General features: G+C 38.8%; 22 protein-coding genes. 10 read left to right on the plus strand and 12 right to left on the minus strand.

Annotated elements, in window-relative coordinates; genetic code table 11:
• Nucleotides 1–365 precede the first annotated feature (365 nt).
• From ABIB30_RS01255 to ABIB30_RS01270, 4 genes are all read left to right on the plus strand, one after another.
• Nucleotides 366–1,433 (plus strand): DUF6588 family protein, encoded by a 1,068-nt coding sequence (locus ABIB30_RS01255; protein ID WP_354298928.1) that lies wholly within the window; start codon nt 366–368, stop codon nt 1,431–1,433.
• Nucleotides 1,434–1,569: 136 nt separating this feature from the next.
• Entirely contained in the window at nt 1,570–2,388 is an 819-nt protein-coding gene (locus tag ABIB30_RS01260; RefSeq protein WP_354298929.1) for an SDR family NAD(P)-dependent oxidoreductase, read from the plus strand.
• A gap of 60 nt (nt 2,389–2,448) precedes the next feature.
• Nucleotides 2,449–3,342, plus strand: a complete 894-nt coding sequence (locus tag ABIB30_RS01265) for a helix-turn-helix domain-containing protein (protein ID WP_354298930.1) — start codon at nt 2,449–2,451, stop codon at nt 3,340–3,342.
• 111 nt (nt 3,343–3,453) lie between these two features.
• On the plus strand, nt 3,454–3,747 hold the full coding sequence (locus tag ABIB30_RS01270) for a hypothetical protein (protein WP_354298931.1): 294 nt from the start codon (nt 3,454–3,456) through the stop codon (nt 3,745–3,747).
• Nucleotides 3,748–3,749: 2 nt separating this feature from the next.
• Here the strand turns inward: ABIB30_RS01270 and ABIB30_RS01275 are convergent, their stop codons facing one another.
• The 5 genes from ABIB30_RS01275 to treZ all read right to left on the minus strand — a co-directional run bounded on the left by ABIB30_RS01275 (nt 3,750) and on the right by treZ (nt 11,974).
• The gene (locus ABIB30_RS01275) at nt 3,750–4,676 is read right to left on the minus strand and encodes a helix-turn-helix domain-containing protein (RefSeq protein ID WP_354298932.1); all 927 of its coding nucleotides are present in this window, start codon (nt 4,674–4,676) and stop codon (nt 3,750–3,752) included.
• Nucleotides 4,677–4,728: 52 nt separating this feature from the next.
• Nucleotides 4,729–5,493 (minus strand): SDR family NAD(P)-dependent oxidoreductase, encoded by a 765-nt coding sequence (locus ABIB30_RS01280; RefSeq protein WP_354298933.1) that lies wholly within the window; start codon nt 5,491–5,493, stop codon nt 4,729–4,731.
• 174 nt (nt 5,494–5,667) lie between these two features.
• Complete coding sequence (locus tag ABIB30_RS01285) at nt 5,668–6,192, minus strand: hypothetical protein (RefSeq protein WP_354298934.1); 525 nt, start codon at nt 6,190–6,192, stop codon at nt 5,668–5,670.
• Nucleotides 6,193–6,195: 3 nt separating this feature from the next.
• Nucleotides 6,196–10,155, minus strand: a complete 3,960-nt coding sequence (treY, locus tag ABIB30_RS01290; protein WP_354298935.1) for a malto-oligosyltrehalose synthase — start codon at nt 10,153–10,155, stop codon at nt 6,196–6,198.
• Nucleotides 10,148–11,974: a malto-oligosyltrehalose trehalohydrolase gene (gene treZ / locus ABIB30_RS01295; RefSeq protein WP_354298936.1), complete on the minus strand. Its 1,827-nt coding sequence runs from the start codon at nt 11,972–11,974 to the stop codon at nt 10,148–10,150. Before treZ ends, treY begins: the two co-directional genes overlap by 8 nt.
• 206 nt (nt 11,975–12,180) lie before the next feature.
• Between treZ and ABIB30_RS01300 the strand changes: the two genes are divergently transcribed.
• The 4 genes from ABIB30_RS01300 to ABIB30_RS01315 all read left to right on the plus strand — a co-directional run bounded on the left by ABIB30_RS01300 (nt 12,181) and on the right by ABIB30_RS01315 (nt 15,430).
• The gene (locus ABIB30_RS01300; RefSeq protein WP_354298937.1) at nt 12,181–13,131 is read left to right on the plus strand and encodes a heme-binding domain-containing protein; all 951 of its coding nucleotides are present in this window, start codon (nt 12,181–12,183) and stop codon (nt 13,129–13,131) included.
• A gap of 3 nt (nt 13,132–13,134) precedes the next feature.
• Nucleotides 13,135–13,611, plus strand: coding sequence for a hypothetical protein (locus tag ABIB30_RS01305; protein ID WP_354298938.1), 477 nt, complete (start codon nt 13,135–13,137; stop codon nt 13,609–13,611).
• 110 nt (nt 13,612–13,721) lie between these two features.
• Nucleotides 13,722–14,666 carry a sensor histidine kinase gene (locus tag ABIB30_RS01310; RefSeq protein WP_354298939.1) on the plus strand — a complete coding sequence of 315 codons (945 nt, stop codon included), beginning with the start codon at nt 13,722–13,724 and terminating at the stop codon, nt 14,664–14,666.
• Nucleotides 14,663–15,430, plus strand: a complete 768-nt coding sequence (locus ABIB30_RS01315) for a LytR/AlgR family response regulator transcription factor (RefSeq protein ID WP_354298940.1) — start codon at nt 14,663–14,665, stop codon at nt 15,428–15,430. The genes ABIB30_RS01310 and ABIB30_RS01315 overlap by 4 nt, the downstream gene beginning before the upstream one ends.
• A gap of 64 nt (nt 15,431–15,494) precedes the next feature.
• Here the strand turns inward: ABIB30_RS01315 and ABIB30_RS01320 are convergent, their stop codons facing one another.
• The 3 genes from ABIB30_RS01320 to ABIB30_RS01330 form a co-directional block, all read right to left on the minus strand.
• A complete protein-coding gene (locus ABIB30_RS01320) occupies nt 15,495–16,124 on the minus strand; it encodes an SGBP N-terminal domain-containing protein (protein ID WP_354298941.1) in 630 nt (209 codons plus the stop codon).
• 154 nt (nt 16,125–16,278) lie between these two features.
• Nucleotides 16,279–17,238: an SGBP N-terminal domain-containing protein gene (locus tag ABIB30_RS01325; protein WP_354298942.1), complete on the minus strand. Its 960-nt coding sequence runs from the start codon at nt 17,236–17,238 to the stop codon at nt 16,279–16,281.
• Between the two features lie 17 nt (nt 17,239–17,255).
• The gene (locus ABIB30_RS01330; protein WP_354298943.1) at nt 17,256–17,828 is read right to left on the minus strand and encodes an HmuY family protein; all 573 of its coding nucleotides are present in this window, start codon (nt 17,826–17,828) and stop codon (nt 17,256–17,258) included.
• Between the two features lie 428 nt (nt 17,829–18,256).
• On the opposite strand from ABIB30_RS01330, the gene ABIB30_RS01335 reads away from it, so the two are divergent.
• Together ABIB30_RS01335 and ABIB30_RS01340 are read left to right on the plus strand one after the other, a co-directional pair.
• The gene (locus ABIB30_RS01335; RefSeq protein WP_354298944.1) at nt 18,257–19,081 is read left to right on the plus strand and encodes a hypothetical protein; all 825 of its coding nucleotides are present in this window, start codon (nt 18,257–18,259) and stop codon (nt 19,079–19,081) included.
• A 94-nt stretch (nt 19,082–19,175) separates the two neighbouring features.
• On the plus strand, nt 19,176–19,601 hold the full coding sequence (locus ABIB30_RS01340) for a hypothetical protein (protein ID WP_354298945.1): 426 nt from the start codon (nt 19,176–19,178) through the stop codon (nt 19,599–19,601).
• A gap of 361 nt (nt 19,602–19,962) precedes the next feature.
• Here ABIB30_RS01340 and ABIB30_RS01345 read toward each other — a convergent pair whose 3' ends face one another.
• From ABIB30_RS01345 to ABIB30_RS01360, 4 genes are all read right to left on the minus strand, one after another.
• Entirely contained in the window at nt 19,963–20,205 is a 243-nt protein-coding gene (locus tag ABIB30_RS01345; protein ID WP_354298946.1) for a cyclic nucleotide-binding domain-containing protein, read from the minus strand.
• A 63-nt stretch (nt 20,206–20,268) separates the two neighbouring features.
• Nucleotides 20,269–20,418: a hypothetical protein gene (locus ABIB30_RS01350; protein WP_354298947.1), complete on the minus strand. Its 150-nt coding sequence runs from the start codon at nt 20,416–20,418 to the stop codon at nt 20,269–20,271.
• Nucleotides 20,419–20,513: 95 nt separating this feature from the next.
• Nucleotides 20,514–21,725, minus strand: a complete 1,212-nt coding sequence (locus ABIB30_RS01355; RefSeq protein WP_354298948.1) for a TCR/Tet family MFS transporter — start codon at nt 21,723–21,725, stop codon at nt 20,514–20,516.
• Nucleotides 21,726–21,810: 85 nt separating this feature from the next.
• Nucleotides 21,811–22,737 carry an alpha/beta fold hydrolase gene (locus ABIB30_RS01360; RefSeq protein ID WP_354298949.1) on the minus strand — a complete coding sequence of 309 codons (927 nt, stop codon included), beginning with the start codon at nt 22,735–22,737 and terminating at the stop codon, nt 21,811–21,813.
• Nucleotides 22,738–22,778 lie beyond the last annotated feature (41 nt).

The raw sequence follows: 22,778 nt of genomic DNA on the forward strand, positions 1-22,778 counted from the left end.
TCAAAAAACTAAACTAAGATAATATTCTTCCATGGAACGGCCAAAGTCGGTGTTGAATTGTACATAAAACCAAATATCCTGCGGCAAGAAACCAGAATATTTAATCTGAGACTAATTCGTAATTGTTTCATTTGATTAAATGTACACTTCAACTAACCATTTGAACGTTTCACTTCATTTAGAGGTCTGATTCATCATAATTTCTTCAACTTTGTAAGTATTGGTATACTCTACCCTGCAAATTAGATTATGAAACTTAGAATTTTGAGAATAATATTAGCAATTAAGAAATTCCTGGCTAAGGAAGCCTCAGAATTGCACCAAATCAATCAGAGGAAGAAACGCTGAACCTGATCATCACAATAATGAAAAAAGAACTTTTAATAACGATTACCTTACTGTTAGTATTAGCGGTAACTTCTATCAAAGCACAAACTGGTTTCGAACAATTGATCAAAGCCGGCCCTGATGATGCTGCTAAACTTGTTGACGCTTACGGCCGACCACTTTTGAAAGGACTTGGCATGGGCATGAGCAGCGGCTGGACAAACACGGCAAAAACGCTTAATTTATTTCATTTCGAATTGAGAGCTACTGCTACAGCCGTTGTTGTACCTGTCACAGAAAGATCATTCAATGTAACTCAAATTGGCCTTTCCAGTAATATTCGTCCGGCTAATCCTAATCAGGTGATAGCTCCGACATTTAGCGGTGATAAACATGTTAACGGCCCTGCAATGGATATCTATGACACCAATGGCCATAAACTTACTTCATTTGATATGCCAGGAGGTCTATTTGAAGATATAGTTCCTACCCCACAATTACAACTTACTGTAGGGCTTTTCCAAAATACTGATGTAACCGTCCGGGCCATTCCAAAGATAAAACTCAATAAAGGCATAGGTTCTGTAAGTATGATCGGTTTTGGTATTAAGCATAACTTTATTCAGGATTTTGCCAGTGGTGGAAATCCAGTGCCCTTTGATTTTGCAATGGCATTCAATTATAGCAGACTTCATTACTCCAAAAAACTAAACCTGCAACCAGATGACTTTTTGGTTCCAGCTGATCCGCAACAATTAAAAGATTTTACCAAGCAAGAGATTTTCGGAAATCTGGACAACTATCTATTCCAGGTCATTCTTTCTAAACAGCTTTCAATTTTCACTCCTTACCTGTCTGCTGGCTATAACATTTCTAAAACAAAAGTAGGTTTAAAAGGAAATTACCCGATTATAAACGGCATAACAGAGACGCAAATATCTTACACTACTTTCACCGATCCGGTCAATATAAATGCAACTTATATTAAAGGTTTCCGTGCTGATATGGGCTTTCAACTTAAATTCCCAGTCCTGACATTGTTCGCATCTTATGGCCTGGCAGAAAATTACCGTATGGTGAATGCAGGGATAGGTATTGGTTTATAAACCAGACATGGGTCAAAACCGTATTCAAAATATAAAAATCAGAATCGTTGTTTTGTGCTAGTAATTCAACGTTTTGTATAAATCCTGCCCGACATCCCTTCCTAAATTTGTGGTCTACTAATTAAACAAATAAGTGATGTCAAAAATAATTTTAATCACCGGTGCCTCACGCGGCTTTGGTAAATTATGGGCTAAAGCCCTTTTAAAACGTGGCGATAAAGTTGCTGCAACTGCAAGAAATATTGAAGACTTAAACGATCTCGTTTCAGAATTTGGAAGCTCAGTTTTCCCAATTAAATTGAATGTTGATGATAGAGAAGCTTGTTTCGAAGCCGTTCAAAAAGTTAAAGCTCATTTTGGCAGGATCGATGTATTGGTTAACAACGCTGGCTTTGGTTTGTTCGGAGCTATTGAAGAAACAACAGAACAACAAGCACGTGCACAAATGGAAACCAACTTTTTCGGTGTACTTTGGCTTAGTCAGGCTGTTCTTCCAATCATGAGAGCACAACACAGCGGACATATTATTCAAGTTTCCAGCTTCCTGGGTTTAATTACCTTGCCTGTTTTAGGTCTTTATAATGCCTCAAAATACGCTGTCAACGGTCTGAGTGAAACTCTGGCAACCGAAGTCAAAAGCTTTGGAATAAACGTAAGCCTGATTGAACCTAATGGTTTTTCTACAGACTGGTCAGGAGCATCAGCCATTCAAACTGAAGCTAATGAAGTTTATAATCCGCTTAAAAAGGCCTTTTCAGAAGGAGCAACACCAGAAAGCTGGGGCAATCCGGAAACAACCACACCAGCATTTCTTAAATTAATTGATAGTGAAAACCCACCATTACATTTCTTGCTTGGTAAAATCGCATATCCAGCAGTTCAACAAGTCTACACACAACGTCTTGCCGAATTTGAAACTTGGAAAGATGTGGCTGTAGCCGCTCACGGACACTAATCAGTACACCTGCACAATCTACAACCATAATTTTGTAGATTGTGCTTTATTATTTCAGCCATGAAACATTATAAAGTCCTTAGTGAATTACATAAAGAAAACGGATTTCCACCACCTGAAAATCCACTATTCAGCATTTACGAATGTAATAGTCAGCTTTGTACCATTGGTGACCGGGAATTTACGACTGACTTTTATGTAATAGGTCTGAAGAAAGTTCTGGCTGGTGTGATTAAATACGGGCGCACAAAATATGACCATGAATGCGGTTCAATGCTGTTTTTTAAACCACGGCAAGTAATCGAAATGCGGGATCTTGAACTCGAAGAAGAAGCTTTCCTTATATTTATCCATGAAGATTTTTTAAATGGTCATTCCCTTCATCAGGAAATCAAGAAATATCACTACTTCGATTACGAAATCAATGAAGCGCTACACCTCTCTCCCAGGGAAGAAAAAACTGTCTGGGAATTGTATCACAAAATTGAAAATGAATATTGTGATAACCAGGATGAATATAGCAGGGAGATCATTCTGGCGAATATTGATACCATGTTAAAATATGCGCAACGTTTTTATAAAAGACAGTTTATCAATCGTACTGATATTTCGGCAAGAACAGTCACAAAATTCAATGAAGAACTAGAGCATTATGTTGCAAATGGATTTTTAGATAGTAAAGGACTGCCCTCAGTCAATTCTATCGCAGAAAAACTAAACATATCACCAGGTTATTTAAGTAACCTGTTAAAAGTAGAAAGCGGAAAAACCGCATTGGAGCATATTCATATTTACCTGATTTCTGAGGCAAAAAACAGACTGATTGCTAAAGATCAAAATATATCTGAAATTGCTTATGCCCTGGGTTTTGAAAATTTATCTTATTTTTCACGATTATTTAAAAAAGAAGTTGGCGTGAGTCCAAATAGCTTTAAAAAGCAAATGACCAATTAGATGACAGGAACAGATTTCGCAAATAGATTACTTCAGAACATACAAACATCTTTAACACTAAGATCCCGCATTCCATATCTTGATATGTTAAAGGAATTAAAACAAGGTGGTATGTCAATATCAGCTGATACTTTAAACACCTCATCAAACTTTGGAAGCTTTGATAGTGCCTTAAAAGATGTATTAGCTATACTTCACAACACACATAGTCAATTTATACCACCACCTGATATTTTACCATTACCTCTCATACTAATCTATCAAAACTTAGCGGATAACCTTCCCTTGTTGAGTGAAAGACTTCAGGACGCGATGAATGGTAACCAATCAGGGACAGGGAATAGCGAACCTGCTTTCGAAAATCTTTTTGATAAACTGGAGACAATTAACCTCGCATCAGTTTAAATTCATAGCTTTTCTACAAGTATTGGGTCGACCCTGAAGGACGTCGGTGAAAAAGAGGTTTGTTTTTTAAAGTAGTTAGAAAATTGTCCAAGATCATCAAACCCCAGCACATAAGAAATCTCTGCAATGTTCCAATTCGTTTGTTTCAGTAAGATTTTTGCTTCCTGAGTTACTCTTTTACTGATTAAATTTGTCGTTGTATTTCCTGTAACCTCCTTTAATACCTTGTTCAGGTGATTAACATGCACAGCTAAACGATCAGCGTAATCTTTTGCCGTGCGCAGACTTAACCTCTGATGTATAGATTCAAGTGGAAACTGTCTTTCCAACAGTTCTATAAATAAAGAAGAAATGCGTTCCGAAGCATTTTGAGAATTGCTAAGTGCCGACATCGGCTGTAATTTCTGACCGTAGTGGATCAATTCCAGCACGAGGTTGCGTAACAAATCGTACTTATATTTATAATCAGTTCCCATTTCCCGGTAAATCTTCCGGAAAATATATTCGATCTCCGTTATTGCCTCTGCTGAAAGTTGAAAAACAGGCGTATAACCAGGCTGAAAGATTGGCAACTCGTCCAGTAGCACCCCACTTTTTCCTCCCGAAAAGAAATCTGGTGTAAAAATGCAGAACATACCAGTTTGGTCTGCGTTTTCAGGAACCCAGTGGTATGGGATTTTTGGAGTAGCAAATAATAAGGCACTCCCCTGAACATCAATTACCTTATCGGCATATTCTGCCCTGCTCTTACCCCGAAGCCAGCTTATCTTGTAATAAGCCCGACGACTATAGGGCATGATACGGGTGCCATCACTTTTATTAAAAAGCTTCTCACTTTCAAAAACATTAAAATGCCCGATTTCACGTGTAATACCTTCTGGAAGAGGCGCTCCGTTCCTTTTATAAAAATCATCCAGTGAAGTATCCATGGTCATCGCATTTTACAATTTCAAATATAGTAAATAGTTATGTGGGGATGTTCTATAAGAGCGTACCACCTGAAACCTCAATACGCTGCCCGGTAACCCAACGGTTATCATCAGATAATAAAGAGGCAATCATAGGTCCTATATCCTCAGGTAATCCTGCACGTCCAAGCGCCGTAATACTGGAAACGAATTGATTAACTTCCGGATTGTCCCGGACCATACCGCCACTAAAATCAGTTTGAATTGCGCCGGGAGCTACCGCGTTAACTTTGATCCCACGTGGGCCTAATTCCTTAGCAAGGTAACGTGTATGTACCTCAATTGCACCTTTAAGTGAGGCATACGGACCACTGTCAGGGACACAAAAACGGGTCAGGCCTGTTGATAAATTTACGATACTTCCTCCATCATTAATTAGCGGTAAGAGTTTTTGAGTCAAAAAGAAAACACCCTTAAAATTAACATTATAGAGTAAATCAAGCTCATCCTCCGTAGTTTTAGCGATAGAATTATGGTGAGATATTCCGGCATTGTTGACTAAGTAATCAAACCTTTCCGCCCCCATCTCTTTTAATGCTGCTTGTACCTGGGCTACGAAACTATCAAATGATCCGGAATTGCCAGTGTCCAATTTCAAAGCAATTGCTTTAACTCCATTTTGTTGAGCAAGCGCTACTACCTCAGCTGCCTCATCTTTAGCAGAATTATAAGTGAAGATAGCATGAACACCCCTTTTAGCCAGATTAAGCACTGTATTACGGCCGAGTCCACGGCTACCACCTGTTATTAATGCGATTTTAATTGCTGTTGTTGTCATCTTATTTGTTTTCAGTTGTGAATAACATATTATGATACAAAAGTATGCTGTTTCCCAGCGCATTAATTTAACAAAATCAATCCAATGTTTGAGAATTTCAAACATTGGATTGATTATTCTTATGGACAAAGATATATTTTGTTTGAAGTCGAAGCAACTGCAGCTTTGGAATAGCTAATGCTTTCCACCATTCCAAAGCAGTGCTGTCTTTTCATTTTTAGTATACCAAAATTCCTTTTTCTCGTTGTCCTTTTGCTTTGTAAATAGCTTATTATAGTTATAAGCTTTAAAATTCAAGGCTAAAAACCGATGATAATAACTGTCCAGATAAAAACTGAACTGATCTTTAAACGTGAGGTCATCAGCATTCTTATCAGGTTGTTTAAAATCCGCAATCCGATTAAGAATCTCTGCCAATTCCTCTTTTTTTATATCTTTAACAAGCAAAGGATCGGGCAAGCTAATTCTAAATGATAAAACTTCCGCTCCCTCTTCCTCCCACCACTCGCTCAGGTTAAACTGGGCCATATCCTTTTGCGTAAGCTGATGTAATTTTTCTTCCAGCTTTTTGTATTCACTAGTATCTTCATCGCCATTTTCATCACAAAAACCAATATAAGCTAAAATAAGCTTCAGGATCTCTGGATAATGTTTTTCAGCAATATCCAATTGTGGTTCTATTTCACTTCTTAATTCCATATACTAACGTCCGTATAATTTAATCAAATCATGCAAGTAAACACGTACAGTATCATTTAATTCTTTTGATTTAACTCTCCATACCCAGTTCCGCTTAACCGATGCAGGAACGTTCATCCTTGCTTTCGCGCCTTTATTCAAAATATCCTGTATCGGAACAATTGCGACATTGGCTGTTGATGCATAAGCTAACCTGATCAATACCTGCGTGATGTTTCCCTTAAAAACCTTCAACCCGGTATAACTTGCAATTCTCGCTTTATCGTCCTTGTCAATATCTTTTTCATACCAGTTTCTGGTTGTATTGTTATCATGTGTTCCCGTATAGACCAGGCAATTTACCGAGGTGAAATTATGAGGTGCATGAACAGACGCTGAACTATCTTCCCCAAAAGCAAACTGTAATACCTTCATACCAGGCAGCTGATAATGATCACGAAGTGATACAACTTCAGCATCAATTTCTCCCAGATCTTCTGCGATAATTGGTATAGTTCCAAACTCTGCTACTAAAGCATCAAAAAGAAGTCTGCCCGGCCCTTTTTTCCAGCTGCCAAACTTTGCAGAACTACTTCCTTCGGGAACTTCCCAATAGGACGAAAATGCGCGGAAATGATCCAGACGAATTAAATCATATAAATCAATATTCCTTCTGATCCTTTGTACCCACCAATCATACTTGGACCTTTCCATTGCTTTCCAATTGTAGATTGGCATGCCCCAAAGTTGTCCATCAGCATTAAAATAATCTGGCGGAACTCCTGCAACTGCCTTCATCTCTCCTGAAGAACTAATTTCAAATAAACCCTGATTTGACCACACATCAGCAGAATCCAGCGCCGCATAAAACGGCAGATCCCCAATCAACTTAATATTTAAGCTAACCGCGTGTATCTTCAACTCATTCCACTGTTTGAAAAATATAAATTGATACCATTTCACCTCATTTATTTCGTCTGCATACTGATCTTTAACTTCCGATAAGGCAGGCAACTCCTTATTTTTTAATCCCTTTGGCCATTCATACCATGGCCTATCGGCATTCAGGTTTTTTAATACTTCATATAGCGCATAATCTTCCAGCCAATAAGCTTCATTCGAAGAAAAATCTAAAAATTCCTGATCTTCGACCTCAGATTTTTGTTTAAACCGCTGATAAGCCAAGTTTAGCAAAATCTTTTTCTCGTGAACAGCTGAAACAAACTTGACATTTCTTTTGACCTTTGGTTGCTTTGCTTTCCAATCTCCCTGCTCCAGTAAACCATCTTTCATCAACAGCTCCGGACTAATTAAAATAGGATTCGCAGCCATTACTGAGCTGGAGGCATAAGGAGAGTAAGCCTGCGAAGCTAAAACAGGATTTAAAGGTAATATCTGCCAATATTTTTGACCACAAGACGCTAGAAAATCCAGAAAATTAACGGCTTCCGGTCCGATGTCACCAATACCAAATGCAGAAGGTAAGGAAGTAATATGCATTAACACCCCAGCTCCCCTTTCCTGATGCTCAGCTTTTTGATGCAGCACCCCAAACGGTACTGATTTAAAAATATCCTGTAATAAAAGAACATTATTCCCGACTTTACAAGGTTGGCTTTCAATCAACTCTATGTACGAACAAGGGGCATCCGCAGGTAAAACAACCTGAGTATCACCTAACTCAAAATGTAAACTCTTCCGGTCATTTAATAAGGATACTACATTTACAGGCACAACAAATATGGCCCATTCTGTTTTATATCTGCGTGCAAAAGCAATAAAATCAGCAGCATGCAAACCCGTAATCTTTAAAGGAACATATAATCCAAACCTGAATAATTCAGCATAATCTGCTCTGAATTTTAGTAATTTCTGCAAAATCAACAGCTTGATTTCTCCCGCCGAACTTTCCTGCCACAATAATTTGAGACTAAATGATTTCTTTAAAAAAGCATCCATATACTGTTGGCGTAATCCATAATCAACAGCCCTTCGGTTATCAGGATCTACCATACTGAAATCCCAAAGCTCCGTACCCTGGTAAGTGTCAGGAATCCCCGGAACTCCATGTTTAAGAATTAAAGAAGACAGTGATTTTACCATACCCAAATTAGCGAGCCTTCTGAAAAAATTGCTGAATACAGTCCAGAATTCACTTGTGGTATCCAATATTCTGATCACAAATGCCATTGTTGCAGCTTCATAATCCTCATCCGGATTTTCCCAGCCGGATTTCTCTTTAGCCTCACGCAAAGCCTTTTCAATATAGTCGAGAAATCTACTTTGATATACTTCACGATCTTCCCGCTCATCGTAGGTAGAAACCAAAGTCTGATAAATAAAATATTCATCATTTTCATCAGGCGCAGCCCCATGTGTTACATTGAGCGCCCTCCAATCCCTCACCTGCTGGAGCCATTCCCCTTTCAGATCAGTCAGAATGCTCAACCTTGCTCTTGCATCTTCCCCACGCTTTGTATCATGCGTGGCTGTTGCATTCATGGTCAATGGCCAGTTTTCAGCTCTATCCAAAATAGCCTCATGAAAATCTGACGCCTTCAGCCCAAAAACCGTTGGAGAATCCCCAACTTCATTATTCCCCAGATGTCTGTTGTAAGTATACATTAAAGTATCCTCCACACCCTTGGCCATTAATGGCCCGGAGAATTGCATAATCCTTTGATAAAAATATATGTTGTCATAAAGCATTGCCTTTTTAATCAATTTGACTGGCCTTAATAACTCCTTATCTTTTTCCAATAGGGCAAATAGCTTCTCCATAGCCTCCATTTCTTCCTGAGCCAGCGGATAGGCGTTTCCATAAAAACGGTAAACCGGACATAGGATTAAAAGTTCAGAGATAATATATTTAAATGCCTCAAAATCTTCAACTAACAAGCGCTCTGATCCTTCTGGCATAATATCCAGTAAAAGCTGGAAGAGATTTTCAAGCTCCCCCTGCATCGCAGTACTTAATATCTTACGTTTCTTTTCATGAATTTGTTCTTCAACAGAAGTGTTATCTTCAGTCAGGCTTTCATAAAAGTTATTAAACTTTTTCTCTGCCTGCTCGTTTGTATACAATTGATTAGCCAGACCAAGATAATCATAGCCCGTAGTTCCCTCAATCGGCCAGACTGGAGGAAGGACCTCCCCTGGTTCCAAAATTTTCTCCGCAACGATATAAACATCCTTCCCACAAAGCGCTCTTAAATTTTCCAGATATTGAAGCGGGTCAAACAATCCGTCGATATGATCAATCCGTAATCCCTGGAATATCTTCTGCTCCACAAGCGTCCTGATCAAAACATGAAAATCGTCAAAAGTATTCCTCGATTGCATATTCAGGCAGATCAGGCTATTCACGGTAAAAAAGCGGCGGTAATTTATACGTTCATTACTCTCCTGATAAGAACATAACCGGTAAAATTGCTGATCAGCAATCTCCTTGATCGAACCTTTTAAGTCGGTGCCGTTTCGCAATGGCCAGTAGCTCTCATTATACTTTAAAAACCATTCTTTCTTTTGCTGAACTAACAAAAATTTGTCGTCTGCAATCTCTTGCTCCAAATCAGCTCCCAGAAAAGGAGCCATTAAAGGTTCTTTTGCTAAATCTGGTGAGATAATATCGAAATGATTTCTATATTTTGAATTCTCGCCTTTCTTTAACACATCCATTAACCAGGGATTCCGATAATCATAAGCCATATGGTTTGGCACAATATCCTGTATCCATCCCATCTTCAAAGCAGCCAGCTCTTTAGCAATTAACTTGAGCTCAGCTACCGAACCAATTTCGGGATTAATCTGTATTGGATTAATACCATCATAACCGTGCATGCTACCAGGAACAGCGGTAAAAATTGGTGAAGCATATATTGTCTTCACACCTAATTGATGTAAATAAGGAATTAATTTACGAAAATCATTAAAGGTAAAACCAGCATGAAATTGAATGCGGTAAGAAGAGATCGGGTTAAACATATTTAGCGGAATAAGCTATAAAAGATTCTGGAGATACACTAATTTGTTGATTAAAATTGGCTGATGAAAGTTCGCTGAGGCCAAGCCATACTGAGGATCCGGAGTTAACGAGCTCGTCGGTCAGCGTCATATGATCCGGGATATCGAGCTCAAATTGTTCAGCTGAAAAATTAAGCACACACCAGATCAGGCGAGTTGGATCAGCACATTTTCTTTCCAGCAGCAAAGAATTCCGGGCCTCCAGCACAGTGACTTTTGGCGCTTCATGAGCAGTAAAAGTCAAATATTCTTGACGTAGACTGATCAGCTTTTTATAATAATTGAAAATACAAGCATGCCGATGTTCACCAATCAGTTTCCAATTTAACCGGGATTGATTGAAAGTAGCTTCATCTTGCGGATCAGGAGTTTCTCCCTGATCAAACATGGCTGCAAACTCTTCCTTTCTGCCATTTCTAACCTGCTTGATCAACTCCGGATCTGAATGGTCAACAAAGTAAAGAAATGGATTAGTTTCGCCCCATTCCTCTCCCATAAATAATAAAGGTAAAAAAGGAGAAAACAGTACCGCGCCAGCCATTAGTTTATACATTTCGAAACTAAATAGTGTACTGGTGCGTTCGCCAAGCATCCTGTTGCCGATCTGATCATGATTCTGAGAAAACACGACAAACTGATCATCAGTCTTTCCAAAAGGTTTACGTCCGAATGTTTTTTCACGCACCACAGAATACATACCTGTATAAACATAGGCATCCGCATAGGACTTGGCAAGATGCTGTATACCGGAAAAATCTTCATAATAACCTTTAGCAGGCTCGCCAGCAGTTACGCGCAAAGCATGATGAAATTCATCTGCCCACTGTGCATCCATCCCCAGTCCATTCTCACCAATCGCCGTAATATAGCGTGGATCATTCAAATCACATTCAGCAATCAGATAATGTTTACGCCCCGTTTTCTCCAGCAGAAAACTCGTATGGCACCTGATTTCTTCCAGAATATGCAGCGCACCAAAATCTTTAATTGCATGAACCGCATCTAGCCTTACTGCATCAATGTGAAAATCACGAAACCACATGAGTACGTTTTCTATAAAGTAATTTCTGACCCCATCACTTCCCCGATCGTCAAAGTTGATGGCATTGCCCCATGGTGTCTTATATTTATCCGTAAAATATGGTCCGAAAGCGCTTAGATAATTTCCCTCAGGCCCCACATGGTTATAGACCACATCCAAAACAACTGCAAGACCTTTTTGATGGCATACATTAACTAATTCCTGCAATCCGGCCGCTCCCCCATAAGATTCCTGTACCGAAAAAGCGAAAACACCATCATATCCCCAATTCCTCTTTCCCGGAAACGAAGCAACCGGCATAAGCTCAATCGCTGTAATTCCCAGTTCAACTAAATGATCAATTTGATTTATAATCCCCTTAAAAGTACCCTCATCACTGAAAGCAGCAGTATGTATTTCGTAAAAAATATAGTTCTTTAAAGGAATGTTCTCCCAGGAAGAGTCTGTCCAGTTATAAGCAGCGTTAATCGCGAGAGAACCACCATGTACGCCATAAGGCTGACCTAAAGATGCCGGATCAGCCAAACGCTGCTCTTTATCTATTATAAACCAGTACAAATCACCAGGTTTAATCAGTGTGGTGCTGAGCGACCAATATCCGCCCAGAGCAGGCTTAAGCTCCAGTTGTAATGTTCCGGTATCAATGGAAACCTGAGTCGCGTCCGGCGCCCAAACTTTAATTACTGCCCCGTTATCAGCGTTAAAATTCACACCAATGCTCCTTTTTAATATTTCCATATACAGATGATTTCTCCTTTTTAATTGATTTAAGAACAGTATCCCCCAAAAAGAGTTTTAAGATTTTAATGCAGATTTTATTGTTGCGTTTAATTCATGACGACAGCATTTGTCCGGTTCCCGGACGATTTCGCCAACGTCCCCATTTTCCCCTTTTATAAAGCTTCACATTTAGGTAGATTTATATAGTAGAAACAATAGAAACCATGAATCAACCCTTTTATAAAAGAAGAACAACGCAGGTATTAGTTATCCTGCTGCTTTGTTTTGGTATCCTTCAACTCTTCAGGCCTGAATTAAAAAAAGAACCAGTAAGCGCAGATTTTGACGGGCCCGAAAATGTAAAGGCCATCTTAAAAGCAGCCTGCTATGACTGCCATTCTAATGAAACAGACCTGAAGTGGTTTGATCATCTTCAACCAGCCTATAGTATTGCCCTGGCAGATATTAAAGAAGGTAAAGCAGGACTTAACTTTTCCCAATGGGGTAATATGGCTCCCGGAGATCAAAAGGCAAAGCTTTTTGAAATCCTTAACCAGATAACTACCGGGACTATGCCCTTAAAAAGCTATCAGCTCCTGCATCGTCCGGCTAACCTGAATCCTGCTGAGATAGCCATCGTCAAGAACTATGTAGCTGCTATGATTAAAGATCACCCTGCTGATACTGCCCTGCTCAATACTGCAGCTAAACAATTCAACAGCTGGAATGCACAGCACCTTAAAGCAGAAGAAATACCCAAAACCCTGACCGGCATTCCTTATCAACCGGACTATAAAAACTGGCAAGTAGTTAGTACAACAGACCGGATTGATAACAACACGATGCGCGTGATCTTTGGAAATCCTATTGCCATTAAAGCGATAGCTGAACATCACATTAATCCCTGGCCAGAAGGAACTGTTTTCGCTAAAGTTGCCTGGGATAAATTACAAGATGCCGATGGGAGTGTTAAAGCTGGCGCATTCAAACAAGTCGAATACATGATCAAAGACAGCGATAAATATAAGACCACAAAAGGTTGGGGCTGGGCAAGATTTAAAACAATGAAATTGCTGCCTTATGGTAAAAACATAGGATACGCAACAGAATGTGTCAACTGTCACCGCCCTGTAGCTAACAATGATTTCGTATTCACCCTTCCAGTTAAACATTAAGTTATGCGATTTAAACCTCAATATTCAGCTTTTATCCTGCTCTTGCTAATTGCAATGGGCTGCAAACAACAAAACAACCATGCAGGTGAGTTAAATGATGCGGCAACACTGCCGCAAAAACTAAACTTCAATCAAATGGGCCTGAAGGTAATTACCTCCATGAGCAACAAAAAAGAAGCAACCATGTCAACTCTATATGGTAATGAGCGGGCCTTGAACTATACAAAATCCAAAGGAGACAGCGTCATTGGAGGTATGGTGTTTGCCTTGGTCAGCTGGAAACAACAAGACGATGAAAGATGGTTCGGCGCAAAAATTCCCGGACAATTTCAAAGTGTCGAGATGATCGCTACAAAGGCTAATGGGAAGACGTTCGATACTTCCTATAAAATTTATAAAGACAAATGGCAGACAGATCCGCTGACCGAAAAAACAAGGATAAAATATATCTTAGCACAAAAAGCTTCAGTAATGCCTTAAATCAGTTTATGCCAGCAAATAAAATCAACTATTCAGGTAATAAATCAGGTCTCCTTAATAAATCAGTTTTCTTTGTTTCCGCAAAAATCATTTGGTTTAGCTCCTTATTTATGGGCATACTAGCCTCCATACCAAAAATCCTGCAGCTGCATGTAACGCCTGTAGAATTGGCGGTCGATGCCGTTATAGCTTTTTTATTTTCTCTGGCTATCTGGTACTATAATATTTATGGACTCCCTAAATTTTCAAGTATACGCGTAACCAACAGATTTTTTAATCTCAGGCTTCTTTATAGTGTTTCTTTCGGAATAGTCCTGATGCTGATCCTTGTGATTCTTCATCAGTTATTATTCCCAAAGTATCATTTTCAGGCGATGATTTTAATGTATCAATTCAGGGGGATACTAATTAATCTGACTATATACATGTTCCTCTATTTTTTATATCAAACTTATAGACATCATAAAATCGAGCTGGAGCTGGAGCATGTTAAAGCCGACCACCTGAGTGCGCAATATGAATCATTGAAACAGCAGGTTAATCCACACTTCCTTTTTAACAGCCTGAATACGCTAAAATCAATGGTTGAAATGGAGGACAAGCATAGTACAGAGTTTATTTTAAATCTCTCAGATTTTTATAGATTTACCCTCGAAAAACGCAAACAAGACCTGATTCCATTGGCAGAAGAATTAAGCATTTTACGCTCCTATATGTTTCTGTTAAGTGCCAGATTTGAAGAAGGAATTGATTTTGAGGATCAGATACCTATAGCCTATGCAACCTCCTTAATTCCACCTTTCACCCTGCAGCTATTGATAGAAAATTGCATCAAACATAACGTAGTTTCACTTGAACAACCATTAACTATCTCTTTGTATATCAAACAAGATATGCTTTGCGTTAAAAACAATTTGCAGTTAAAAACAAATACTGAACCTTCATTAAAAATGGGACTGGAAAACATAAACCAGCGCTATCAGCATTTAATGCATAAAAACATAGGAATAGATGAAACAGCCAATTCATTTACTGTTAAACTTCCATTGCTATGATGTCCATTGTAATTATAGAAGATGAGATCAAGACGGCCAAAGCATTGGCTAAAATGATCTTGTCCATCAAGCCCACTGCTCAAATTGCAGCAACCATCCAAAGTGTTAAAACAGCGGTTGCTTATCTTTCAGTGCATGCCACTCCAGATCTTATTTTCATGGATATTCAACTGGCCGATGGAAATTGTTTCGAGATCTTTAAGCAAACACAGGTGCTTGCGCCTGTGATATTTTGTACAGCTTTTGATGAGTATGCAATGGATGCTTTTAAGGCAAACGGTATTGATTACATTTTAAAACCTTTCTCTGCGGATAGTCTGCAAAGTGCATTTGAAAAGGTAACTATGTTGCAAAACTTTTTCCAGGTCAATGAAAAAGCTTCCATTCAAATTAATAACTTATTAAGTGCTCCGGATCCGACTGGTAAAACAGGATTTCTGGTCTTTAAAAACAATAAATACAACACTATACAAACTCATGATATTGCTTGCTTTTATATCCGCGATGAAAGTACAACACTGGTCACTATTACCGGTGAAGAATATGGAATTTCACAATCATTGGAAGAACTCTATAAAGTGCTGAATCCAAAGCAATTCTTCCGCATTAACCGGCAATATCTGATCAGCTATACTGCTGTTAAAGAAGTAGAACATTACTTTGCCCGCAAACTGGTCGTTAAACTGACTATCTCTACCACCGAACAGCTGATCATTGGTAAAGATAAAGCGACTTTGTTCCTGAACTGGCTGGATAACCGGTAAATTAAACAGCAAAAGCCCCCCGCAACTCAAAAATGGGAGGCTCTTAGCACCTGAAGCTTTTAACCTATTTCCTCACTTTAACATTGATATTTTTATCAAAGTATACCACGTGATTATTATACTTCTGTTTGATCTTTTTATAAACTCCGGCTTCAACCTTGTTCACAGAGACAAAGAAAGTCCCTTTCTGACTATCCAACCAGCTTAAGTAGCTTTTCAGCTGTTTCTCAGGTACATCTTCCTTATTAATCATCTTCAGTGGAACATCCACATTATTTGCATCAACCAGAAAAAGTTCGATTTTTTGGTTCACAGCTGTGATTCCTTCATTGATACCTGCATTTTCGATCTCAATTAAGTTATATTCATAAAATTCAGACGCAGGATAAATGAATAGATTATTGGCCGAAAAACCTACCGATTTAATAAATGGTTCAGGATCGTAAGGTGAAATTTTAAGCTTATAAGTTTCAACACTTCCATCATGTCCTGTGACGCTGAAAGAAGTTTTTTCATTGAACAAAACCTTTGTTCCAGAAGCTGGTATCACCGTGCTTCCTTCGGATAGCTTGATGATCGGGGCAATACTATCCGGCAGCTTTTGTTCTGGTGGCCAATAGAAATAAATTTCATTACTTGCTGTAATGGCCCCTTTGATAGCCTCTCCTGTCGCATCCTTAGTGACAAAACTCAAGATAGCTGTGGTATAAATTTTACTGTCCTCTTTTTTACAAGAGGAAAAGATAGTTAAGAGTATCCATAAACTGAATACAATTGGTGTACTCTTAATTTACTATATATAAATTTCATGATTTTATTAGTGATTTAAATGCAAGTGCTGGTTAATTCTAATTTTCAACTTTTGCTCTGACTGTGACATAAGAGAAACCTGTTTTAGGCGGAAACCCTTCAAATAACGCAGTAGGAATATAATCTCCCGGAGGTACATTTTCCGGAACACGGATTACAGCTTCGCTCAAAGTATAGGACACAATAGGCAATAATGTTTTCACCCCGTTTACCATAATACTGAACTCAGTGAAATTCCTGAATACGGCACTGTAAGAGCGTTCAATGATAAAAGTCTCCCCCTGATTCACAATTTTATTCCCTAATAACCAACCTGGTCTTCCGAACACCAGTTCTACCGGCTTTTTCATTTCTATTTCCAGCTTCAGGAACTTCACTCTTACTTTATAAATACCAGGCTGCATATCCAGCGGCATTTGCCTGTCTATAGCATAAAAAACTTTTCCGTCCTTTTTGATCACAGAAGATACGTATTCACCACCCTTGGAGAGCACCGTTTCTTTTCCGTCTGCCGCAATCAGGGTCATTTTTACTTCATCAAATAACGTTCTTTCAAAGTTTCCGCTGATAGCTATTGAACTGCCAATGCTAATTTTTGCGATGTCATCAGTTGAAAGCTCCTCTACAACCAGCGGCGTTTTCTGCTGTACAACAATAATCAGTTTGTAAGTGGTCACACTTTTATCGCTACCAGTTACCTCATAAGTTGTTTTCTCATCTTGTATATCTACACGTTGTGCAGTAGTTTTAATACTGGCGCCAGCTGAAAGCGTAATCTTCGGTTCAATAAATGTCAAACCATATTGTAAAGGGATACAAACGGTAATCGTTTTTTCCAGGTCATCAACAACCCCATGGATATCATTTTCAGGTAACGCTATGGTATAGGCCAGAATTTTATTGTCAGGCTCTGGTGTAGGGTCATTAGATTTAGTGCAGGCCGAAGTCAGTAAGACTATTATGGCGCAGAATGTAGAGATCAGGTAATTTGGTTTCATTTTTTTAATTGTAATCATTAGAATTTGGTGCTGCCTTTTGGCAATAGAATGAAGTCGAATGTCAACAACATTTTAGGGGTATCTTTAAACATCTTGTCTACTGTTAAAACATCCTTATAGCAGCTTATAATCTTTATTTTAGCATAATTCCCTTTTGCGGTACGCAGGATTATTGTGCGGGTTTCTGGCATTGCATAAGCTACATGCTTCTTATCAATTGCACCACCCCCTCTGATCGTTCCTCCATAATCATAGAGATACCATCCAACACCTTCTCCAAATGCACCAGCATCATCAGATCCTACTGCACGGCTTTTTGTTTTAAATTCGGAATCAGCGGGAATAGCAGTCACCTGATCAAAAGGGATTGGGAGAATCATAATTCCGCCATTGCCTCCCCCTCTGAATCCTTTATTACTTTTATCAGTGCTGCTATTTCCTTCCAGAAAACTGTTGAAAATACCATCAAATGCGATATCCCAATCTGCAGTTTTCGCCTGGTCAGGATTGATCGCTTTATTGTTTTCCAGGCTGTAATAGAAAGGAGGCGTCACTCCTGCATATAGCGCATCCTCTTTAGTGATCTGCAAATTAGTTGTACGTGTCAGTGTATTGAAAGGGACGGTTCCTTTAAAAGGTTCTTAAGTAACCGGCTTTTGTGGGGCATCTGGTTGAATATCATATTCTTTAGCACAAGAAGAAAATATAAAAATAAGCAGAGCCATTGCAGATAGTTTAGTTATCCTATTGATAATTACTCTTTTCATATGATGGTTTGTATGCGTGAAAAAATGCCCTTTTTAAGGGCTTTATACAAGATTTAGAATGCTATTTAAAACGATTCTAATTAATGTGCCGCAAACCTATACAAAGACTTCTGTAAATATTTGTTCAATCTGTATTATCTTTTATTCAATGTGTATTATCTTTTGTGCTATCTGTATTATCTTTTATTCAATCCGTATTTCTTAATATATTGCGTGAATTATTTATCTCAGGAAGAAATAGCCGACATTTTATGGAAATCGTTAAAATACCGAAGAAATTACGCGACATACTGGACACTTTAAGAAGTGGTCAAATAGAATCCGGATTAGCACAGCTGGAGGAATTTAAAGACTTTGAACCACAGAATGCTCTTGTGCTAGCTGAAATAAACTATTTCAGAGGGAATTACGAATTGGCAATGGCAAATGATGAAAAGGCTTTACCATTTGACGAACAATGGTATGCAGGGAATATATTATCTGAACATTTCTTTGCTTACACCAGTGCCGCCATCAGCAGTAATGCTCAACAAAGAGCAGAAAAATTCTATAAAACATACCTCGCTGAAAAGAAAAAACCGGGTTTGGAAGACTATCGCCTCGCTATCTATAAACACCAAGTGAGCCAGCATTTGGCAAAACTCAAAGGAAAAAAAAACTTAACCATTGATCCGGCACCATTAAAAATAATTAAAAATGGCAAAGATACGCCCTGCTTTATTGCCCAGTTGAAAAAATACAAACCCAAATTAGCCTATGATAGCCCAAAAGGAGCAGCATATCTGTTGAGTTTTAGGTTCGAAGAAGGTAATACGGACGAAAGTTTAGCTTACTACGAACAGTATGCAGAAGAACTCACTAATGAAGATGACCATTTGTCTGCAGCAAGACTTTTGCTATTAACTGGTGAGGTCGAAAAAGCAAAAACGGCAATCAGGAACTATGTGAAAATCTGGTATCCGGTAGAGCATCTCCAAATTACACCTATGCGACTTTGGGAATTTGAAGACTTACAGCCAATTTTGACTAAAGAATTTAAAGAAGAAATATTGCGGATGCCAAAAGCGAAACCATAACATGGACTGATTAACCCAGGGTATTACGGTACCCCGGGTTGTAGAGAAATGTATTAATAGATAACCGGATCAAAACCCCTATGTCAAAATAAAAATGAAATTAAATAACTTAATCATACCTGGTCAGTCAATCGGAGGTGTTTGTTTAGGCGCGACTGCTGGTTCTTTCCTTGATCGATTAGAATCAAATGATGAAATTATAATGGAAACTGATACGGCGGTTATTCTTAATCAAGGTCTTATTACAATTTATTATACACCTAAAAAAGAGTTGATTACGGCAATATCCTGTAATAAATTATTTACAGGAACCTATGCAGGTAAACTCTGGCCAGGAATGAATGTGACCGATGTCACCAGAAATTCATCCACACAAATTGCCTGGTCCGGCTTTGTTCAAGTTGATGGCATCCAGGGAATTGGCCTTTCAATGCCAGAAGAACAAGATGATTTTGAACAGCTTACTGATACCTTCTCTCCCGACTTCATTTTTGAAGAACTCTGGGTTTACAAAATCTAGTTATTTCTTTTTCCTGATTATGTTCTTTTCGCTTATCATATTATTTCCTCTGATCATGCTAAAAAAACCGGTGTAATCCCCAAATAAGATGCAATCTGCTTTTGAGAAATCCTGTTCTAATCCGGGGTACTGTTTTTTAAAAACCATGTAGCGTTTATTTGCTGGCTTTGAAAGGATTTTAGTAATCCTCCGCTGGTATAAACTAAAACCGTTTTGATATAATATCCGGAAGAACTTTTCGAGTTTTGGAACCGCTGTATATAAATTCTCCAATACCTCCTGCGCTAGAAAAAACACTTCAGTTTCCTCCAGCAAAGCGATCGCATAAAATGACTTTTGACCTGATGCAAAAATGCTCAAATCAGCGCACCACCAATTCTCCGGACAAAAAAATAATGTTATGCTCTTCTCCCGCCTCAGTATGATAGAACAAGCTAAAACACCCTTTATTTACAAAATAGATATGTTTACAAACCTCACCCGCTTTCAGTAAACTCTCGTTTTTCTTCAGCTTACTTGACCTAAGTTTACTCGTGATCTGCAGTATTTCTGAATTTTCAAGTTTGATATGTTTGTCGAGGTTTTCAAAAAAGAGCTCGTACATTTAATAATAGATTGAATTCAAATTTACGGCTCCTGAAGCTTTATCCCAACGGCCCAAAGAAACTTACCAGACGTGTATTTGATAATCTTCATTGAATTCAAAATAATCGAACCCTGTTCTGGTCTCTCCGGCCAAATTAACTTTCCAGCTATAACGTCCAACATGGTGGTGGTAGTCTGGTAAAGCTTCAATATAAAATTTTCTTGAAGGCATAGTTTCCAATGAACTGTAAGCCAGCGCTGCAAGCCCATCAACTCCTTTTACGTTTTCATAATTCGGATCAGTATAGGTTGCTTCGAAAGTGAGATTTAGTAATGCTTTCTAATCGTTTTGAAAGCAATAATTAATCCGATCAAGGTTAAAACAGCACTAAAAATAAAAGGTGCACCAGGAAAATATACAGGCGCAGCTGATCCGATGAAATAAACAAAGATGTGACTGACAATCCAGGGGCCAATAATTGCGGCCAGGCTTTGTAAACCAGTTATAATCCCTTGTAATTCTCCCTGGGAATTTGGAGCGGCCTGATTTGAAATTAAACTCTGCATCGCGGGGCCACCAATTCCGGCCAGCCCATAAGGTAAAATAAAGAGCATGAACCAGGTCCCACTGGCTGCAAATGCAAAACAAAGAAACACCATACTATATAAGATAAGTCCATAGTAAATGGCCAGTTTTTGCTGACTTTCTGAGACAACAAATCTGATTAACAGGCCTTGAACGAGTGCAAGAAGCAAGCCAACCACTCCTAATGAATAGCCTATCATCGTTGAATCCCAGTGGAATTTCTCAATGACATAATAAGACCAGTTGGAATTAACTGAATGGTTAGCAATATAAAGTAAAAATAACGTGATCAGCAGCCCCACTATCGCCTTATATTTGGCAATATTTGCAAATGCGCCAACAGGATTTGCCCTTTTCCAGGAAAAGTCTCTTCTATTTTCTGCTGATAAAGATTCTGGCAATAAAAAATAACCATATAACCAGTTGACCAAAGCCAGGCCAGCCGAAATCATAAAAGGAACCCTCAATCCAAAAATACTAAAGAGCCCGCCTATAACTGGCCCCAGGATAAAACCAATTCCAAAAACAGCCCCTACCAGTCCGAAGTTTCTGGATTTTTGTGCGGGTTCCGAAATATCTGCAATGTAAGCCAATGCAGTACTGACACTGGCACCGGCAATGCCCGCTATGATACGTCCAGCAAATAACCAAAACACGGAAGGTGCGAAAGAAAGAAAAATATAATCTATGCCCAGGCCAAATAAAGAGATTAATAAGATGGGGCGCCTTCCAAATTTATCACTTAGTCCGCCCAGAACAGGCGAAAAGATAAATTGAGCAAGAGCGTAAGCGGCCATTAAATATCCGCCGTAATCTGCAGCAACACTGATATCCCCACCAGTCAGGTTCTGGATTAATCTGGGTAAAACGGGAATAATAATTCCAAATCCGGTAAAATCTATAAGGAGAGTTACCAAAATAAATACCATTGCGGTATTTTTTTTTGAAGTCATTTGAATTGAATACTATTTGTAGTTTAAATAATTGAATGTTGATAAAACAACCCTTTCTTAAAAAAGAAAGGGTTGCATAAAGGCCCTATTTTAGGAATTCCAGGATCAGCTTTGTAGTTTTCTCAGGATTTTCTTCCATAATGAAATGCCCGCTTCCTTCAACTTTTGCCAATTTCAAATCAATTGCAAAGGGAGGTAATTCTCTGGCCAGTAATTCATAACCACTGCCACCAATACCGATTACCGGCATAGCTAAAGCGGCGTATTCCTTATTGTCTTCAATGTCTTGTGCAAAAGTCTGGTACCATCCGTTACCCGCACGGATACCGTCTGCATTGTCATAAGCTGCCAGATAAACCGCACGGTCAAATTCACTAATCGTACTTTCATCCACAGCAGCATATTTAAAAACATAATTATGAACTAGGTTTGAACGGCCAATCAGAAGTTCTTCTGGTAAGCCCTTTATTTGATTAAAGGCCATCCACCACATGTGATTTTGAGGCTGATCACTAGTCAACGAATTATTCTGAGACGGGATCAATGGGATATAATACATACCAGCATTCGGGTGTGGTGTATCAAGGACAATCAGTTTAGTAGTTGCTTCAGGATGATTCGCGGCAAAACTAAAAGCTACCTGAGCTCCGATATCATGTCCTCCAATATTAACTTCATCATAACCTAATTTTTGAACGAGTTCAAAGATGTCCTTAGCCATTGTTTTCTTATCATAACCAGTTTCTGGTTTATCACTGCTTCCCATTCCTCTGATGTCCACAACAATCACATGAAATTTCTCTGCTAAGGCAGGCATCATATGATGAAATGCCCACCAGGTTTGCGGCCATCCTGGAATCAAGACTAGTGGGTGCCCCTGTCCACCTTCCACATAATGCAGATTGATCCCGTTAACAATTGCGTTTCTATTTGTAAATCCTGGGATTAATTTGACCAGTTCTTCATCCCTGGTTGCATCTTGACTGTAGTTCGCATTTAATGCTGTTTTCATCTTGTGTTTCTTTTAATTTTAATACTGCAAAGAAACATTCA

This window comes from Pedobacter sp. UYP1 (assembly GCF_040547305.1).
GTDB lineage: Bacteria > Bacteroidota > Bacteroidia > Sphingobacteriales > Sphingobacteriaceae > Pedobacter.

Bases quoted from the DNA above. Each gene is read 5' to 3' on its own strand.
- ABIB30_RS01255 (WP_354298928.1), top strand. From the start codon at position 366: ATGAAAAAAGAACTTTTAATAACGATTACCTTACTGTTAGTATTAGCG.
- ABIB30_RS01260 (WP_354298929.1), top strand. From the start codon at position 1,570: ATGTCAAAAATAATTTTAATCACCGGTGCCTCACGCGGCTTTGGTAAA.
- ABIB30_RS01265 (WP_354298930.1), top strand. From the start codon at position 2,449: ATGAAACATTATAAAGTCCTTAGTGAATTACATAAAGAAAACGGATTT.
- ABIB30_RS01270 (WP_354298931.1), top strand. From the start codon at position 3,454: ATGTCAATATCAGCTGATACTTTAAACACCTCATCAAACTTTGGAAGC.
- ABIB30_RS01275 (WP_354298932.1), bottom strand. From the start codon at position 4,676: ATGGATACTTCACTGGATGATTTTTATAAAAGGAACGGAGCGCCTCTT.
- ABIB30_RS01280 (WP_354298933.1), bottom strand. From the start codon at position 5,493: ATGACAACAACAGCAATTAAAATCGCATTAATAACAGGTGGTAGCCGT.
- ABIB30_RS01285 (WP_354298934.1), bottom strand. From the start codon at position 6,192: ATGGAATTAAGAAGTGAAATAGAACCACAATTGGATATTGCTGAAAAA.
- treY (WP_354298935.1), bottom strand. From the start codon at position 10,155: ATGTTTAACCCGATCTCTTCTTACCGCATTCAATTTCATGCTGGTTTT.
- treZ (WP_354298936.1), bottom strand. From the start codon at position 11,974: ATGGAAATATTAAAAAGGAGCATTGGTGTGAATTTTAACGCTGATAAC.
- ABIB30_RS01300 (WP_354298937.1), top strand. From the start codon at position 12,181: ATGAATCAACCCTTTTATAAAAGAAGAACAACGCAGGTATTAGTTATC.
- ABIB30_RS01305 (WP_354298938.1), top strand. From the start codon at position 13,135: ATGCGATTTAAACCTCAATATTCAGCTTTTATCCTGCTCTTGCTAATT.
- ABIB30_RS01310 (WP_354298939.1), top strand. From the start codon at position 13,722: ATGGGCATACTAGCCTCCATACCAAAAATCCTGCAGCTGCATGTAACG.
- ABIB30_RS01315 (WP_354298940.1), top strand. From the start codon at position 14,663: ATGATGTCCATTGTAATTATAGAAGATGAGATCAAGACGGCCAAAGCA.
- ABIB30_RS01325 (WP_354298942.1), bottom strand. From the start codon at position 17,238: ATGAAACCAAATTACCTGATCTCTACATTCTGCGCCATAATAGTCTTA.
- ABIB30_RS01335 (WP_354298944.1), top strand. From the start codon at position 18,257: ATGGAAATCGTTAAAATACCGAAGAAATTACGCGACATACTGGACACT.
- ABIB30_RS01340 (WP_354298945.1), top strand. From the start codon at position 19,176: ATGAAATTAAATAACTTAATCATACCTGGTCAGTCAATCGGAGGTGTT.
- ABIB30_RS01345 (WP_354298946.1), bottom strand. From the start codon at position 20,205: ATGTACGAGCTCTTTTTTGAAAACCTCGACAAACATATCAAACTTGAA.
- ABIB30_RS01350 (WP_354298947.1), bottom strand. From the start codon at position 20,418: ATGCCTTCAAGAAAATTTTATATTGAAGCTTTACCAGACTACCACCAC.
- ABIB30_RS01355 (WP_354298948.1), bottom strand. From the start codon at position 21,725: ATGACTTCAAAAAAAAATACCGCAATGGTATTTATTTTGGTAACTCTC.
- ABIB30_RS01360 (WP_354298949.1), bottom strand. From the start codon at position 22,737: ATGAAAACAGCATTAAATGCGAACTACAGTCAAGATGCAACCAGGGAT.